Source organism: Azospirillum sp. NS33 (assembly GCF_059703765.1).
This window is the reverse complement of record NZ_BAAKJB010000028.1, coordinates 1-14,591: the sequence shown is the minus strand read 5'-3', so window position 1 is coordinate 14,591 and position 14,591 is coordinate 1. Positions and strand designations below refer to the sequence as shown.

Here is a 14,591-nt window from a genome sequence, read left to right as displayed (position 1 = left end):
ATGGCCGTGTCCCTGGTGCTGGGGGCGGGATTGTTGCTGACCGGCGCGCCGCAGCGGGTGCAGTCGGAGCTGTTCCTGCTGAATCCCGCCCGCACCATCCGGAACGCCGAGGCCGGCGCCGCCGTCGCGCTGGACGCGTTGGAAGATGCCACCCGGCAAGCGGACGCGGAGGCCGCGGCGGAGCTGTCGGCCGACGCCAGCGATCTCTCCGGCCGCGGCCACACCCTGCTGGCGCTCTACCGCGATCCGGAGTCCCCGGAAGGCCAAGCCGAGCTGGAGGCCGCGCGGGCGGCCTTCCGCGCGGCGCTGTCCCGCGCGCCGCTGGCGCCCTACATCTGGAATCACCTCTCCTACGCCGAACACACCGCCCATCGCTTTCACGAGGCCGTCACGACGTGGCGGATGTCGGTGCGCACCGGACCCTTCGACCCCGCCCTGATCCCGCCTCGCTTCGAATCCGGTCTCGCCCTTCACCGCTTTATGGACGCGGCCGGCCGTCGGGACTTCGCGGCGCAGGTCCGGCTCTACGCCCGCTGGCGACTGCCCGGGCTGGCCGAACAGACCGTGCGGTTCGGCGCCGCCGGCATCGTGCGCCCGATCCTGGCCGACGACCCGTCCAGCCTCGCAGAGTTGAATCGGCTGATACCCCTGCTGCAGGAACGGCAAAGACTGGGGCGGCGATGAGGGGCGGACCGCACCGCGACCCGCTCGGCCGCCCCTGCGGCCGTCCGGCCTGCGATCTGGACGGCGTGTCGGCGTGACGCACCGCCTCGTCCTCGCCTACCGGCGCGTGCAGGACTGGGTCGTTCCGGAACGGCGCATGATGGACCGCTTCATCGCCGCCCATCTGCCGAAGGCGCTGCCCCGATCGGGGCTGTGCCTCGACATCGGCGCTGGAACGGCACCCTACGCCGCCGCCCTCACGGCGGCTATGCCCGGTCTGCGGCACGTCGCCGTCGATCGGATCGCCAACGACACCGTGGCCGTGCTGGGCGACGCCGAGGCCCTGCCATTCCCACCGGGCAGCGCCGGACTGGCCTGCTTCTTCCAGGTGCTGGCACACCTGCCGGATCCCCTCCACGCGCTGGGCGAGGCACGGCGGGTGCTGGCGCCCGGCGGGTGCCTGCTGGTCAGCTATCCCCTGCTCTGCCCGCAAGGGCGCAGCCGCGACCTGTGGCGATGGACCCGGCCGGGCATGGACCAGCTGCTCGACCGCGCCGGTTTCGATGTGGTGGCCCATGGCACGCAGGGCGGTGTTTTCTCCTATCTCACGGCGATGATGGCGCAGATGCCCGGGCGTCTGCTGGTCGCCCACCGGCAAAGCTGGCGGAGCGGGCGCGGGCCGGGCGACGCGCTGCGGCTGGCCACAGCCTTCCTGCTGGCCCTGCCCTTTCACCTGCTGGGCTTTCCCGCCTGGCTGCTCGATCGCCTGTGCGACCCCGAGCCGGCCTTCTACATCGGCGGCATGGTGCTGGCCCGGCGGCGCGAGGATGCTCCGGCGGACGACCGCGATGGCTGAGGCGACGCTCGTCACCTCGTGGGACGACGGCCACCCCGCCGACCGGCGGCTGGCGGACCGGCTCGCCCGACTGGGCATCGCGGCGACCTTCTTCGTGCCCGTTCGCAACAGCGAGGGGCGGCCGACCATGGGCAGCGCCGACTGGCGGGCTTTGGACGCCGCCGGTTTCGAGGTGGCGGCCCACACCCTCGACCATGTCCGTCTGGCCGGCCGGCCGCCGGCCGAAATCCGCCGCCAACTCGCCGACGGCCGGCGGCGGTTGGAGGATGCGCTCGGCCACGCGGTCCACGGCTTCGCCTACCCCGGCGGACGGCTGGGCCGCCACGGGCGCCGGCTGGTGGCGGAGGCCGGTTTCGCCTACGCCCGCACCACCCGGATGTTCTGCCTCGACCCCGGCACCGACCCGCTGGCGATGGCCACCACAGCGCAGGTCCATCCCCATGGCGCCGCGGCGGTGCTGCGCAACTGGCTGCGCCAGGGCGGCGGGCTGAACCGGCTGCACCTCGCCCGCCGCTGGCTGGCGGCCGACGGGCTGGCCGGCGGCATCGCCGCGATGGCCGCGGCCGCCGGGGCGGCCGGCGGCGTCCTCCATCTCTGGGGACACGGCTGGGAGATCGAGGAGCGGGGACTCTGGCCGGTCCTGGAGCGGGCGATGGCCATGGTCGCCGACCGGATACCGCCGGAACGTCGGATGACCGCCGGGGCGCTCGCCGCCGCTCAGGACGGCATCGGATCGGCCTCCCTCTGCAACCGGATCGGCCGGCCGCACACCTCTTCGTAGAGCGCGATCCGGCGCTCCAGGGCCGCGGCCCGGCCGTAGCGCTGCCGGAAGACCGTGCGGCCGCGGTTCCCCATGGCGGACAGCCGGTCGGGCTGGTCCAGCAGGTCCCGCGCGACGGTCCGCCACGCCTCGGCATCGCCTGGCGGCGCGAAGACGCCGGTCCGCCCCTCTTCCAGCGTGTCCTCCACCGCACCACCCGACGCGGCGAGCACCGGCAGTCCGTGCGCCATCGCCTCCGCCACCGAAAGAGGGAAGTTCTCGTAGCAGAGCGAGGGAAAGAGAAGCAGTGCCGCCCGTGCCATCGCCTGGGCGACGACCTCCGGTGGCTGCCAGCCGAGGAATCGCACCTGGGGCGGGGCTGCCCGGCGCAGGGCTTCGGCCAGCGGCCCGTCGCCGATCACCGTCAACGGATGGGGCACGCCGCGCCACGCCGCCACCAGACTTTCCACTCCCTTTTCCAGGCTGAGCCGGCCGACGAACAGCCCGCCGGCCCGCGGCTCCGACCCGCCGTCGGCGGGTTGCGGCTGGCGGACCACCGGTGGGCAGACCGTCAGCCGGTCAGCCGGCAGCCCGCCGGCGACGAAGCGTCGGGCGGAGAAGGGCGACAGGGCGATGTAGCGGTCGACCGCGTGACGGCGGACCCCGGTCAGGCGGTGGACCGCGGCGACCGCGGCAACCACGGCGCTGGCGGCCCGGCTGTCGCGGTAGCAGCCATGGACGACGCCCGGCCATTTGACCAGCTTGTCCACGCAGCGCTCGCACGGCCGCCCGTCGCGCAGCAGCAGGGCGTTGGCGCAGAGCAGCCGGAAATTGTGAAGGGTCTGGACGACGGCAATTCCTCGTTCGCCGGCGGCCCCATAGATCGACGGGGACAGGAGGGGAAAACCGTTGTGGACGTGAAGGACGTCGGGGCGGAAGCCGTCGACCGCCGCCGCCACGCGCCGCCGGCTCTCCAAAGACCACAGGGCCTGCGCCGCAAGGGCCGGCGTTCCGCGGGAGATCCGCTGATTGTCCTCGGTGAACAGCGAGACCGCGATCCCGGACTCGTGCAGCAGGCCCGCCTCGGCGGCCACCGCGGCATCCTCGCCACCGGGGTTGCGGTAGCGTTCGTGAACGATCAGGACGCGCATCGACCGGACGCCCGGTGCGACGCGGCGTTCGAACGGCGGAGGGCGGCTCCCTCCGTGACGCCGTGATAAGGGCTACCGCCACGGGAGGCGCCCCTGTATGGTGCCGCACTGTGTTCCGGTCGACAGTTCGCGTGCCGATCCGAAACGCGGCATCTTCGGATCAAGATCACCGGCGTGAGCTGGAGTAATTGGATCGTGAACAGGTCTATCGTCGACGTCCCGGGCGACGCGTTGATCATCATCCTGGCCGCGTCCCTTCTGGGGATTGTTTTCGTATCGTTGTGGTCCTGGCGCCTGATCATCCCGATCACGGTGACGGCAGGGATCATCGGGGTCCAGCTCGGACTCAACCCGGTGTTTAGCATATATGCCTATGACATTGCACCTTTGGACGTTCTCGTTCTTGGAATCCTGGTCGCCTACGGCGTCCGCATCGTGGCGATCGGACAGATCGGCCTCACCCATCTCTGTTGGCTCGGGCTGGCGGGGCTGATGCTGCTGGCCCTGCTGCGCGGCATCGCGGCCAATGGGCTGGCCACGGCCATCGTCAGCTTCCGACCCGACTTCTATTTCATCGTCTGCGCCCTTTACATGCAGAGCTTCCGGTGGGAGCCCCGCGACATCGACCAATTCGCCCTGCTGTGGCTGTTCCTCGCCGGCGCCCTGTCCACCTACGCCGTGCTGTGCTGGATCGAGCCGTCCCTGTCGGTCGCGGCGTTCACCACGGTGTCCGCGTTCTTCTCCTCCGACGCCTTTCTCGGGTGGCGCGTGCTGCCGGCGTCGTCGGCGCTCCTGATCGCCGAAGCCGGCCTGATTGCCGTCGCCCTGTGGTTGCGCTCCCACCGGGCCGGCCTGGTCCAGCTCACCGCGATCCCCCTGCTGGTGATGGTGGCGCTGCTCTATCATCGCAGCGTCTGGGTCGCCGTGGTCGTCGGCGCCGCGGTCCTGCTGGCGCATCGCCCGGCGCTGCTCAGCCGATTGGCCCTGCCTCTGGCCATCAGCGCGGTCGGCCTCTTCCTGATCTGGGGGCTGGACAGCGGGTTGCTGACGGGGGCCTTCACCTCGGCGATCTCGGAGCCTTTCCGCGACAACAGCACGTGGGACTGGCGCGTCGACAACTGGCTGATCATGGTGCCGCACACCCTGACCTCCGGCCCGGCGACGGCCCTGTTCGGCTGGGGGTACGGCAAACTGTTCGCCGATGTCCAGACCGGCGCCGCGCTGTCCAATCCCCACAACGCCTATGTCGCCGTCTTCCTGAACACGGGCGTTCTGGGACTGACCACGCTGCTGGCCTGCTGTCTCGTGCCGCTGCGGCGGCTGTGGCTCGCCGAGTTCCCGGCCGGGCGCGCCTTCGACCGCTTCACCGCCCTCATGCTTTTCGCCCTGTTGCTGGCCTACTACGTCGCCTACTCGACCGGCCTCGACCAGGGAGTCATGCTCGGCGTGCTGGCGGGGCTGGCGGCGCGCTGCGGCACCGTGGACGACCCCGCTCCGGCGGAGGAGCGTCACCCGGCCGCCCTGGAGCCATCCCGGTGATCCGCGGGAGGCTGACCCGCCTGTTCCACCGCATGGCAACCCGGGCGCCGCGGGAGGAGGACACCCGCCCCGAAATTCCACCCGGACGGATCGTCTATGCCATCGGCGACATCCATGGGGAGATGGCTCTGCTTGACGCCCTGCTCCGCCGTCTGCGCGAGGACGCCGCCCACCGGGACGCCGCTCCGCTGGCGGTGTTCCTCGGCGATTACGTGGATCGCGGGCCCGGAAGCCGGGCGGTCCTGGACACGCTGTCCGGCGATCCCCTGCCGGAATTCGCCGTCGACCGGCTGATGGGCAACCACGAACAGGGCATGCTGGCTTTCCTCGCCGACCCGCTGGCCGGAGCGGCGTGGCTCGGGTACGGCGGCTTCGCGACGCTCGCCAGCTACGGCGTCCCGATCCCGCCGGGCACCGTCACGCCGGCGCGCCTCAAGGACCACCGAGACCAGCTTGATGCCCGGCTTCCCGACGCGCATCGCCGCCTTCTGCACGGGCTGAAGCCCTGGGTGGTCCATGGCGACTATCTGTTCGTCCACGCCGGCATCCGGCCGGCGGTGCCGCTGGCGGATCAACGGGAAGAGGATTTGCTGTGGATCCGCGACCCGTTCCTGACGTGGCCGCACCGCCACGACAAGATGGTTGTCCACGGCCACACCATCCGACCCGCGCCAGACCTGCGGCCCAACCGCATCGGCATCGACACGGGGGCCTACGCCACCGGCGTTCTGACCGCCGTGGCATTGGAAGGCCGCGACCGACGGATTCTCCAGGTCCGGCGGGAGCGCTGAATGGTCCCGGACGACGAATCACGCGCGGTCCGGGGCATCCGTATCACCCTGCTCTTCAACGTCCTCACCATCGTCTTCCAGACGGCGATCATGGCCGTCCTGGCCCGGCTGGTCACGGCGGCGGACTATGGCCTGCTCGCCAGTGCGCTGATGGTGATGCGGCTGGTGCAGCATCTGCTGGCCGCCGGGCCGGAACGGGCGCTGCTGTTGCTGCCGAATCCGGACGCGGCCATGCTGTCGGCCGCTGTCCGGGTTCTCAGCGGCATCGGGCTGGCGGTGGCGATCCTGCTCGCCGGCGGGGCCGGAATGGCGCTGTGGCTGGGGGCGCCCCCCTCCTTCGCGATGACCCTGGCCGCCCTGTCGCCGCTGGCGCCGCTGACCGCCGCTGGGGTCGTGTTCCGCGCAGCCCTGCGCCGGCACTTCGCCTATGGCCGGCTCGCGCTGGCGGATGCCGCCGGACAGCTCATCGGCGGCGTCACGGCCGCCTTGACCGCCGCCAACTGGGGCGTTTTCGCGCTGGTGGCCGGGCTGCTCGCCGCCGGTCTTGTGCAAACCGCCCTGGCCGCCGTCTTCGCTCTCGGCTCGGGGTACGTCCGTATCCGCCGTGGGCCGGAGCGATGGCGGACGGTGTTGGCGCCGGCCACCTCTGCCAGCCTGTCGATTTCGCGGACGTCGTTGCTGGAGATGCTGCACAGCCAGGTCCTGCCGGGCGTGGTCGCCGTGCTCCTCGGCGAAGTGCCGCTTGGCCTCTGCAACCGTGCCGCCGCGCTGGTTCAGGTGCCGATGGAGTTGATCGTCACCGCCGTGACACGGGTGCGGATCGGGACGGTCAGCGCCCTGCGCGACGATCGCGCGGCGCTGTGGGCGGCCTGCCGCGACCTGATGATGATTGTGGGCGCGATCGTCCTGCCGTTGAGCGCCGGCATCGCCGCCGCGGCCATGCCGTTAACCGTGACCGTCCTGGGACCGGACTGGCGCGCAGCCGGTGCGGCCTCGGCCTGGACGGCGGCTGCAGCGGCGGTCACCCTGCTGGGGCACGTCGTGGCCATGATCAACGAAGGCATGCTGCGCTTCGACGACCGCTTCCGCATCCAGGTGGCGACCCTGGCCGCCGCGGTCGCCGGCACGGTCCTGGGCGGCGCGCTGGCCGGACTTTCCGGCGCGCTGGCAGGCTGGACGGCGGCGTGGGTCCTGTTCCTGACGCTGCATCTTTCGGTCGCCGCGCGCGGGCTGTCCCTTCCGATCGCCACCCTGTGCGGGGCGTGGCGACCCGGCGCCACGGCGGCCGCGGGATGTGCGATCGCCGTCCTTGCGGCGACGGCACTGATGCCGGCCGCCGCGGCGCCGCTGCAACTGGCCATCGACATCCTGCTGTGCGCGGCGGTGACGATCCTGCTCTACGCGCTCCGATTTCCCCGCCTTTTCGCCTTGCTCCTGTGCCATGCCGGGCTGCGCCGCGACGCCGACCAAGGGCCGGCGATGCCGCACCAGCGAACGGCCCCAGGGCCGCGGGCACCCGCCGGCTGAGTGTCCCCCGACCGCCCGGTCAGGCGCCTTCTGCGCGCAGGTCCCGCAGCAGCGCGCGGTACCGGTCGGCAACCGCCTGCGCGGTGAACCGGCTCCGCCCGCTGGCGAGGCCGGCGGCCGACTGGCGCTCCCACCGGTCCGGGTCGGACAGCAGGGTGGCGATGGCGGAGCACAGCGCGGCAGGGTCGCGTGTGTCGGTCAGCAGGCCCGCTCGCCCCTCCTCCAGCAGCCAGGGGATCGCCCCGGCGTTGCGCCCGGCGACGACCGGGGTTCCCGACGCCATGGCTTCGAGAACGATCTGTCCGAACGACTCCTCCGAGGACGGGTGGACGCACAGATGGCTTTGCCCCAGACGGTCGAGAACGACGGCGTGGGGAACGGGACCGCCGAAGACGACGCCTTCGGCGAGCCCAGCCGACCGCGCCCATTGCTCCGCCGGTTGCCCGGCGCCGTGGTCAAAGCCGTAGAAGGTGAGCGTCGCGGTCGGGAAGCGCCGCCGCAGCAGGGCAAAGGCTCGGATCAGCGACTGCGTGTTCTTCAGGCGTCCCCAGCCGTTGGCGACAGAGATGAGGGACGGTTCCCCCCCAGGCCATCGCCGCGGTGCCGGCCGGAAAAAGTGCTCCGCAAGCGGCTGCCCCACCACCGCGCAGGGCTTCCCGCCGATCCGGCGTACCCGTTCGGCGATGTAGGGGGACGGTGCGGCGAAATGCCGGCCCGCGGCGAGCGTCCAGAGAAACAGCCCCAGCCGGCCAAACCGGTACAGATCGGGCGTGAGCCTGAGGATCATCGGCGCCCAGTCGCAGACGGTGATCAGGGTCGGCCGTCCGCCCGCCAGGGCGCCCAGGGCGAATTCGTAAGACCATTGCGCGCTGACGACGTCCGGCGGATCCTCCCGGATCATGTCCCGGATCGTCCGCCGTTCGGCGGCCATCAGGTCCCGCATGCGATGGCGGCGGCGGTAGGGACCCACATGAATCGTCATGTGCTCCGAATCGAACCGCAGGCGGCGCTCCACGCTGTCATCCAGCGTGTAGAGCACCACGCGGTCGTCACCCACGCTCAAGGCGCAGGCAAGCTGGGAAACGACCGTCGATCCGAGGCCCGACGGCAGCGTCACACCGGGAAACAGCGGTGCAAGAAGCGGAAGATCCGCCGGAGCGGCAATGCCGATGCGCATGGACGCCAGTGTGCATTCGCTTGGAAACAGGGGGCGACATCGCCGTGAGGCTGGTCCGCGCAGGATTCAGCCGGCGCACCGCCCGTCTCCGTGCCGGCAGCGGTGGCTCCGGACGGATCCCCGCCGGGTCAGCTCGGGCTCGAGTTGAAGTTGGACGTCTGGGGCGCCACCGGTGTAACGGCCGGCGTGTCATCCGTCGTGGCGGTCGCCGTACTGGGAGTCGTGTCGGTTGTCGCACTGGGAGTCGTCGTGCTGGCGGGCGCCGTGCCGGACAGGATGGCGTTCACCTGACTCCCGTTCGCGCTGTTGGACGCGCTCAGCGCGGTCGACGTTCCCGCCTGGGTGAGGATGGCCGTCATCCGCGCCGACGCCGTCGGAACCGCGTTCGTCACCGCCTGCGACGTCGCTGCGGCATAGACGTCGGACATGGCGCTGAGCGCCGTCTGCGGCGCGACCTGGTAGACCACCGGATTCGATACCACCTGGGCCACCGACATGGCCATGGAGGCGACCGTTTGCGGCGCGACGCTCTGTGCGGTGGGATTCACCGCCACCCGCGCTGCCGTGGTGACCGCCGCCAAGGCCTGGCCGGGAGCCGCCGCCTGGACCGCCTGCGACTGGACGGCCTGCACCGCGTTGCTGGCGAGCTGGACAGCGGTGGCGGGTGCCACCTGCAGAATCCGCTCGGCCAGGACCGCCGCCTGCGCACTGACGCTGGCGGTGACCGCTGGCGCGGCGCCCGCCGAAGCGACCGTCATCGCGCGTGTGGCAACCGACGCCGCCGCCAGCGGGGCAGCCTGGAGCACGGTCGGGGCAACGAAGATGCGAGCGGCGGTGGTCAGCACGGTCGCCGTCTGGTCGGGTGCGGCCGATTGCATCCGGGCCCCCTGCACCGCTTCCACCGCGGCGCCGGCCGCCTGGATCGCCGCCTGTGGGTTTGTCGCAACCAGCTGTTCGGCCGCGGCGGCCACCGACGCGGCCAGTGTCGCCGCCTGCTGCGGGTTGCCCCCCGACAGGGTGCTGATCACCGCCTGGATCGCTTGCCCGTTGCCGCCCAGCACCGCCGACCGCAGGGCCGGCGGCAGCGCGTTCACCCGATTCTGGGCTGCGGCGGGCGCCTGCTGGGCATGGGCCGGCGCGCCCTGGGGTCCGGACATCGCGGCGACCACGGCGACCGCGGCCAGAACGCATCGGCGAAATACGGACATGCGGAGCCTCACCACCGGAACCATGAACCAATCTCCCCCTTGTATAGCATCGAAGAGGACCGTCAAGTTCAGGGGAGCACGTCATTCCTCAGGATCATCGCATGTTGCCTTTCGCCCCCGGCCCGTTGCGATTCAGTTGCAAGAAAGGCCAGCCGATGGGAGGTATGCCTATGCCGATCAGCAAGCGCCATGTCGGTGCCATGCCGCCGCCGGGCAGCCTGATCTGGGATGAAGGGCGCGGAGCAGTCATCGGCTTCGGCATGTGCTATCAGCACCGCTGACCGTGTGTGCCTCGTCAAGTACGCGGTCAATGGGAAAGGGCGGTGGTACGGCCTCGGCCCCTCGCACGATGTCCATCGGCCGGATTCCGGCTCTGCGTACCGCCGCGGACGAGGGTTATGCGGCGACGTTCCGCTCGATGGCGGATCGGCGGCGCGCTGCTGCGGAATAGAGGCCTCACAACACCGTAGTCCCGCCTCGGCTGAGCGCCGCGAAGGTCGAGACAAAGGCGCGCACCTGGGCCCGGGTGTTCAGTCGCGCCAAGCGTTCGGGATTGTCGCCAAGGGGAACGATGGGCAGGACCTCCCGGTGCTTGTCTATGAAGCGTCTGGCCTGGACCCGCCAAGCCTCACCGAACCGTCCCCGCGATGCGTGGACGATGCACAGATCGTTGCAGACCGCCAGACGGTAGCCCGCCCGCCACGCCGAATAGGTGAAATCCATGTCGTACAGATCGAAGCCGTCGAAGGTCACTTCATCGAACCCGATCGCTTCGACCACCGATCGGCGTGCCGCCAGGAACAGGCCGTCCAACGTCTGGGCCTGGGCACACACAACGCTGTCAACGCCGTAGACGACGACTTGGTAGCCTGGAACACCCGAAATCCGATGGGGCACCAGCCCATGCTGATAGCTCCAGCCCGAGTGGTGCCACCCCGCACCGACCATGCGGGTGGTCCCAGCGACGCCGACCACATCGAACCGATCCAGATGTGCCCGAATCCGGGTCTCAAAATCGGGACAGAGAATTTCAATGTCGTCATGGCAGAAGATGACGGTTTGGCCAGTGCACTGGCGAAAGCCGCGGTTATAGCCTTCACTCAAGGACCGGGCGTCGTGAATGCCGATCAGCTCGTAGTCGCTGCCGTCGAGGATGGCGGCGAAATTTTCCCTTACGAGCCCGAATTTCTCGTCGTCGATGCTACAGATAACCACAGATATCCGGCCGACATCCGCCCGTCCACCGCCCGGGCGATCGCTGCGCTGGGTCGCCCGGTCGTCCTGGTTTGCAGGGTCCTGCCGCACCTGGGCCTCGACCGCTTTCCAAATCGCGGCCCTGACATCGTCGCGCGCCGGATCGGAAATCAGACTTCGACGCAGAGCCGCTGCGGTGGCCAGCGGCACGCCGGCCACCGCGTGCGCTTTGACCATCCAGTGCCACAGGTCGGGATTGGCTGGCTCGATGAGCGCCAAGTGCCGCAATGCCTGCACCACCGCGCCGAAATTCCCCATCCGGCTGAGAACCTTGGCCAGATCGCGACAGGCCATGGCCGACATAGGCACCAGCCGCAGGGATCGATCCAGGTAGCGGGCGGCCAGGGCGAGATTGCCGTCCTTGCGCGCCTCCAGCCCCAGCAGATACCACGAGCGGGCTTCCCCCGGCAGATTGGCAACCACTGCCCGGCTGAGCACCTTCGCACGGGCGCTGTCGCCAAGCCGATGCCACTCGAGCGCCTTTTCGGTCGCCGTGTTGATGTCCATGGTCAGGTCCGTCAAGGTCATGGAGATTGGGAGATGGTCGTGGGCGTTGTTGGTGAGGCGGCTTTTCTGGCATGGCCAGCTGCTGGTTTAGTGGACACCGGAACAAAAAGTGAAGAGCTAACTGAAGGACAGGGGCGCCCGCCACCATCAATCTCTCGCCTGATGAATTATCCGGGCTATCCTCGCGCGACACCCAGCGCGCCGCAACGTAGGGCGCCGCAACGTAGGGCGCCGCAACGTAGGGCGCCGATGACGGATACCTCTGTCGTAGCGCGAGTTACACCCGTTCTCGGAACACGATCCAACATTCCGGTCAAAGGGCCGACCCCCACATCACTTCAAACGTAGGCAAACCTGACGACCGGACATCGTCGGATAGAGCGAAAAATTATTACCCTGCGTTGAATATGATGATAATATGACCATTATGGACGATACTCCGGAAGAAATCGCCGCTTTGCGCACCTTCGCCTTGGCTGGGGCCGGGCGTTCCGATGCGTCTGAGGCAGCGATGACCAACACCCTTGAGCGGCCGTCGTGCGGGGTGTCGATGATCGACTCCACGCAATCGAAGATCCTGAAACTCCACCGCGAACTTTACGTCGCCCGCTCCAAATGCAAAGCCCGGCTACTCCGTCAATTGGAATTTCAGTCGGAGGACGAGGAGGCTGCGTACGGCGTGGATAAACCGAACGCTGGACAGCCATCGGTGAAGACGAAAGACGTCCATCGGTGCAGTTGCAAAACACCTTCCTCCATGTCGTTTACAGGGTATTTTTCTCGCGACCGGGTGGAGTTGCCGGCCATGACGGCGTGCTGCTGGGCGCATGCCCGGCAGAACTTCTTCGAATTGGCGGATATCGCGGCCGGCGCCGCCAAGGCCCGACGGGCATGGAATTCGCCTCTGATGCCGCCGCTGGTCGCCTATCTCGAAGCGTGCATGGATGCCGCTCGAAAGGCGATGTGGAAGCACGCCCCCGTTGCCATTAGGGAAACCAGATTTATATTGCTGCAGAATGCCCAAACCCATCAGAACCTGCTAAATCACATCGAAACTGCAATCAGCAACATCATTTACACTTGGAAGCGAACATGAATTTGGATTCTGATAGCGATACCGCCTCAATTCCCGCCCACAAAGAAGACGAAACAATAAATTCTATTCGACTTAAGGTATCCATACGTCCTAGCCACCCCGTTCATTGGCACAATCTTGGCGCAGCCCTAAGGAGAAAGGGGGATCTCAAGAATTCAGTTTGTCTTTTTAGAAGAGCACTTACACTAAATCCTTATCTCACAAAAAGTCGTCTTCTGCTTATCGATGCGACAATAACAGGCGACCTTGGCGGCAACACACAACAAAAAATTCGAATTTTGCTTTCAATTGATCCAACACTATCGAAAGGCTGGCGTTTTCTCGGGCTTCAGCAAAAACGCCAAGGTGCGATGACGGAAGCACGCACGGCTTTTTCTAGAGCGACCTTACTTAATGCGCACGATGCGGCCTCGACATTTGGGATGGTAATGTCTTTGCTTCCCACATTCTACGACCGACCGGATGAGATCGACGACGCGCGTTCCGCCTATGCTGCCGCATTGGAAGCGCTGCCGGATTGTTTATTCCTCGACACGTCCGAAGGCGTTGCCCAGGCAGCCAACGCATACGGTTCTTTCCTCCCTTATTATCTAGCCTATCAAGGGCACTCCGACAGAGACCTTCAAAGCCGGTATGGTCGATTGGCGGTAGACTTGTTGGCTCGCCGCTATCCTGAATTCGCCACTCCACCTGTAACTCCACCGGAATATCCAATCCGGATCGCGGTGGTGTCAGGGCATTTTTGGCAACATACCATATGGAAACTATTCATCCGCGGTTGGATTAAAGGATTTGATCGGAAGCGTTTCCGACTGTTTGGATACAGCACAAACACTAAATCAGACAAGATGACTGAGGCGATACGAGCCGGCTTCGACCATTTTTTTGACGAAGAACTGAACTTTGAGGCTCTAGTGCGGCGTATTCGGCGTGATCGGCCTCATGCGGTTCTCTTCCCAGAAATCGGCATGGATAATTTGACGGCGCGGCTTGCAACGGTTCGTCTCGCTCCCTTGCAATGCGCTTTCTGGGGACACCCGGAAACAACCGGACTTCCAACTATTGATGCCTTTATTTCAAGTGACCTGATGGAGCCGCCTGGAGCGGAGTCTCATTACACTGAACAACTCGTTCGTCTTCCAGGAATTGGCACACTATACACTCCGCTCACGTTTCCTAATGAACAACTGGACCTTGGCTCCTTCAATATTAGTCGCGATAATATCGTTTATTTGTGCTGCCAATATCTTTCAAAATACCTTCCCTCATACGACGATCTCATTGCCCGGATCGCATTGGCAGTACCGAATTCTCGCTTCCTGTTTATCAACCCTCAGTCAGACAATCTGGTCCCTCGCCTACGCAACCGACTTGGCAATGCCTTTCGCCGGGCCGCGGTAAGAGATGGAGATTGTCGTGTGACGGTACTTCCTTATCTCTCACCTAGTCATTATGCATCTCTCAATGCCCAGGCTGATGTCTATCTTGACAGCGTCGGCTGGTCTGGTGGGAACACCACCTTGGAGGCTGTAGCGTTCGGATTACCAATTGTAACATGGCCGAAGGGGCTTATGAGGGGAAGGCATACCGCTGCGATTCTAACTTTGTTGGGCGCAACGGAAACCATTGCCACCAGCGCTGATGACTATGTCGATATTGCAGTTCGCCTCGGTCGCGATCCAGAGTTTCGAAACTCCATCAGACAAGCGACGTTGCGCGGCCTACCAAACCTGTACACCGACACCCGCCCCATTCGGGCTTTGGAGGATTTCCTTGAGGCTAAGATTCTCGGCAGCGAAATGACAATGGGATTGAGCTCCCGCCGAGAGAGTGGGAGCTGGATTATGCAGCCTGACGTACGCTCTGCTCTCACGTGAATGTCCGAGAAACGAATGGAACCGGTCACGTCCCAGGGCGTGGTGTAGCAGCGTGTTCGCCGGGGCAGGCCCGTAGGTCGGCGTAGCCGGCCGGAGGGCCTGCCCCGGCGGGCGGTCATCGTGGTTCTTCGGTACAGTCTGGTCACCACAACTCAAACCCTTACCGAGGGTGACCACGATGACCG

12 protein-coding genes are annotated in these 14,591 nt (G+C 66.9%); 8 read left to right on the top strand and 4 right to left on the bottom strand.

Annotated elements, in window-relative coordinates; genetic code table 11:
- The 3 genes from AC6H2I_RS22055 (at position 1) to AC6H2I_RS22045 (ending at position 2,300) form a co-directional block, all read left to right on the top strand.
- On the top strand, positions 1 to 684 hold the full coding sequence (locus AC6H2I_RS22055) for a hypothetical protein (protein ID WP_497502872.1): 684 nt from the start codon (positions 1 to 3) through the stop codon (positions 682 to 684).
- Between the two features lie 73 nt (positions 685 to 757).
- Entirely contained in the window at positions 758 to 1,519 is a 762-nt protein-coding gene (locus tag AC6H2I_RS22050) for a class I SAM-dependent methyltransferase (RefSeq protein WP_497502871.1), read from the top strand.
- Entirely contained in the window at positions 1,512 to 2,300 is a 789-nt protein-coding gene (locus tag AC6H2I_RS22045) for a polysaccharide deacetylase family protein (protein ID WP_497502870.1), read from the top strand. Before AC6H2I_RS22050 ends, AC6H2I_RS22045 begins: the two co-directional genes overlap by 8 nt.
- On the opposite strand, the gene AC6H2I_RS22040 is transcribed toward AC6H2I_RS22045, so the two are convergent.
- Positions 2,237 to 3,430 (bottom strand): glycosyltransferase family 4 protein, encoded by a 1,194-nt coding sequence (locus tag AC6H2I_RS22040; RefSeq protein WP_497502869.1) that lies wholly within the window; start codon positions 3,428 to 3,430, stop codon positions 2,237 to 2,239. The genes AC6H2I_RS22045 and AC6H2I_RS22040 overlap by 64 nt on opposite strands.
- Positions 3,431 to 3,625: 195 nt before the next feature.
- Between AC6H2I_RS22040 and AC6H2I_RS22035 the strand changes: the two genes are divergently transcribed.
- From AC6H2I_RS22035 to AC6H2I_RS22025, 3 genes are read left to right on the top strand one after another with little or no spacing between them, the layout of a single operon-like run.
- Positions 3,626 to 4,969: an O-antigen ligase family protein gene (locus AC6H2I_RS22035; protein WP_497502868.1), complete on the top strand. Its 1,344-nt coding sequence runs from the start codon at positions 3,626 to 3,628 to the stop codon at positions 4,967 to 4,969.
- Positions 4,966 to 5,760 (top strand): metallophosphoesterase, encoded by a 795-nt coding sequence (locus tag AC6H2I_RS22030; RefSeq protein ID WP_497502867.1) that lies wholly within the window; start codon positions 4,966 to 4,968, stop codon positions 5,758 to 5,760. Before AC6H2I_RS22035 ends, AC6H2I_RS22030 begins: the two co-directional genes overlap by 4 nt.
- Positions 5,761 to 7,287 carry an oligosaccharide flippase family protein gene (locus AC6H2I_RS22025; protein WP_497502866.1) on the top strand — a complete coding sequence of 509 codons (1,527 nt, stop codon included), beginning with the start codon at positions 5,761 to 5,763 and terminating at the stop codon, positions 7,285 to 7,287.
- 19 nt (positions 7,288 to 7,306) lie between these two features.
- Here the strand turns inward: AC6H2I_RS22025 and AC6H2I_RS22020 are convergent, their stop codons facing one another.
- From AC6H2I_RS22020 to AC6H2I_RS22010, 3 genes are all read right to left on the bottom strand, one after another.
- Positions 7,307 to 8,464 carry a glycosyltransferase family 4 protein gene (locus AC6H2I_RS22020; protein ID WP_497502865.1) on the bottom strand — a complete coding sequence of 386 codons (1,158 nt, stop codon included), beginning with the start codon at positions 8,462 to 8,464 and terminating at the stop codon, positions 7,307 to 7,309.
- A 128-nt stretch (positions 8,465 to 8,592) separates the two neighbouring features.
- Entirely contained in the window at positions 8,593 to 9,696 is a 1,104-nt protein-coding gene (locus tag AC6H2I_RS22015; protein WP_497502864.1) for a hypothetical protein, read from the bottom strand.
- Positions 9,697 to 10,128: 432 nt separating this feature from the next.
- On the bottom strand, positions 10,129 to 11,433 hold the full coding sequence (locus AC6H2I_RS22010; protein WP_497502863.1) for a glycosyltransferase: 1,305 nt from the start codon (positions 11,431 to 11,433) through the stop codon (positions 10,129 to 10,131).
- Positions 11,434 to 11,851: 418 nt separating this feature from the next.
- Between AC6H2I_RS22010 and AC6H2I_RS22005 the strand changes: the two genes are divergently transcribed.
- Together AC6H2I_RS22005 and AC6H2I_RS22000 are read left to right on the top strand one after the other, a co-directional pair.
- A complete protein-coding gene (locus AC6H2I_RS22005; RefSeq protein ID WP_497502862.1) occupies positions 11,852 to 12,529 on the top strand; it encodes a hypothetical protein in 678 nt (225 codons plus the stop codon).
- Positions 12,526 to 14,406 (top strand): O-linked N-acetylglucosamine transferase, SPINDLY family protein, encoded by a 1,881-nt coding sequence (locus AC6H2I_RS22000; protein ID WP_497502861.1) that lies wholly within the window; start codon positions 12,526 to 12,528, stop codon positions 14,404 to 14,406. Before AC6H2I_RS22005 ends, AC6H2I_RS22000 begins: the two co-directional genes overlap by 4 nt.
- The last annotated feature ends 185 nt before the right edge of the window (positions 14,407 to 14,591 follow it).